At 46.2% G+C, this 1,859-nt stretch carries 3 protein-coding genes; all 3 read right to left on the reverse strand.

The window, feature by feature from the left end:
* On the reverse strand, nt 1–673 hold a 673-nt coding region (gene trfA, locus HCU66_RS26880; protein ID WP_205891377.1), incomplete at its 3' end, for a plasmid replication initiator TrfA.
* Nucleotides 670–891, reverse strand: coding sequence for a helix-turn-helix transcriptional regulator (locus tag HCU66_RS26885; RefSeq protein ID WP_150746926.1), 222 nt, complete (start codon nt 889–891; stop codon nt 670–672). The genes trfA and HCU66_RS26885, both read right to left, overlap by 4 nt.
* A gap of 80 nt (nt 892–971) precedes the next feature.
* Nucleotides 972–1,682 carry a hypothetical protein gene (locus HCU66_RS26890; RefSeq protein WP_205891378.1) on the reverse strand — a complete coding sequence of 237 codons (711 nt, stop codon included), beginning with the start codon at nt 1,680–1,682 and terminating at the stop codon, nt 972–974.
* Between the last annotated feature and the right edge of the window lie 177 nt (nt 1,683–1,859).

Below are 1,859 nucleotides of genomic sequence, written 5' to 3' on the forward strand. Positions count from 1 at the left end.
AATACCCGTGCAACCACTGCGCAAGAGATTTTCCATTTAGATAATGCCTAACTTTCCAATCAATTCTAGTAAATTGGTCTGATTCGAACATTTTGCTAAGAGATGGGTTGAGGCGGATTATGGACTTTCCGCTAATTTCGTCGCGTAGTATTTCATTTATAAGGCTGCCCTCGTAGTAAGTATTATTTTCAATCTTAATATCTAGTGCGCTAGCGCTGAGGCGGCTAAGACGATGTTTGAGAATCTTTCGATTGGCTCCTGTGTCTGTTTTGTTCAAAAGTTTTAATAATCTATATATGCTAATTATGCAATCTTGGCCAAGGGGTTGGGTTCGGGCTATATGCAATAGGTTTTCCCACAGATCAAGATCCCCTTGGTCCAATTGCACTCCAGTATAGAGGATCATGGTGTTTGCTTGAGAGAATACTCTTTCTCGCTCAAAATAGCGTCGATTGCCTTTGCCTATTGCGCCAAATAAAGCGGAGCGTAACGCAATATTAGGTACCTCGCGGATATTCTCGAATTTGGAAGGAGGTTGGTACTCTTTCGGTAGTGAGGTTGGCGGGGAGGCTAGATTTTTAGTCCTTCCCTTAGCCAGGGCTTTGGCTGCAACAGCTTCTACCCTAGCTAGGTTACCCCATAGCGAGAGTTTTTTATCATCGATAGTGTTCATTGTTTAGAAGCATCGCGTTGGGCGATACGGCTTGCAATCCAAGCCTCAACTTCAGCTACAACGTAGTACGTGGCAGCTTGTCTGGTGTTACCGTCCTTGATGGGCTTTGGAAAGCTTTCGTCTTTTTTTCTGAGCTTGTCCAGGCCCGATCGGGAAAGGTCGAGTTGTGCGCAGAGGTTGGTTTGGCGGATCAGTGCTTTACTGGTATCAAGATGCATTTGAGCGTCTCCCTAGTGTTGACGCTCGTTACGTTATGCATCCGGAATTGATTGCACACTACTGTCAGGGGGGGTGAAATTCACTTTTCGTGTTTGCTCACCGAGCGCTTTTCGTAGTCTGGAAGCCGTCCACGCTCAGCCTCATTGAGGCCACTGCATAGGAAACTGCATTCTGGGAGCTCGACGAAATCAGGGATTGTCCAAAGTTCATCTGAGGAGAATCGGGGTTCTTTGGCATTTTTACTAGAAACCTTTGGAGCTATCTTAACTAACTCTTTCGCTATACTAAGTTGTCGGAGATATGAATCTGAGTCGTGCTCTGCCGTGTCGTTGATTATTATGTAAGCTGCCCATAAGTGCGCAGCTGGTGTATAGGCTGTCCATGCACGCCGTATCGAACTCTCTGAAGAAGATATTTTACCCATGACTTTGTTTTGAGCATGCTCGAAAAAGCTGTCTCCTAGGAACATTGCCTTGTTGACGCTGGCATCTTCGCCACTGCAGTGAAGTTTAACTAGATTAAGGAAGATCTCAGCGGCGACGCATGCTTGTTTTACAATATGCTCAGTTATTTCAGGGGCGCTGACAGTACTATTTTCGAGTAGGTCTTGGAGGATTTCAGCAGGTATCAGGTGACTGTCTTCTTGTGATTGTTTTAGCGTGTACTCCGCCATTTTTTTTGCAAGATATGCACTTCTCTCAGGGGGGCTTTTAGGAAATAGCATATATGCGGTTATTTCGTATGGTAGAAATGCACTGTCATAAGGTGCATGGAACTCCATGATTGGCATACTGTGGCGCTCCATCTTATTGCCGGTGGGTCACGTTCACGATTTTGTCAAATTCAGTGCAACGTGTGGGGGCTAGCGGGCGTTTTTTGCCTGGCAGCAGTTACTCCGGTGTCATCATCACCGCGAGTGTCATCTTGATGAATTCCTCGTTGCGGTCGATCGCATCCAGGGCGCCGC

The sequence above is a fragment of the Pseudomonas frederiksbergensis genome, from assembly GCF_017114915.1.
Lineage (GTDB): Bacteria > Pseudomonadota > Gammaproteobacteria > Pseudomonadales > Pseudomonadaceae > Aquipseudomonas > Aquipseudomonas frederiksbergensis_I.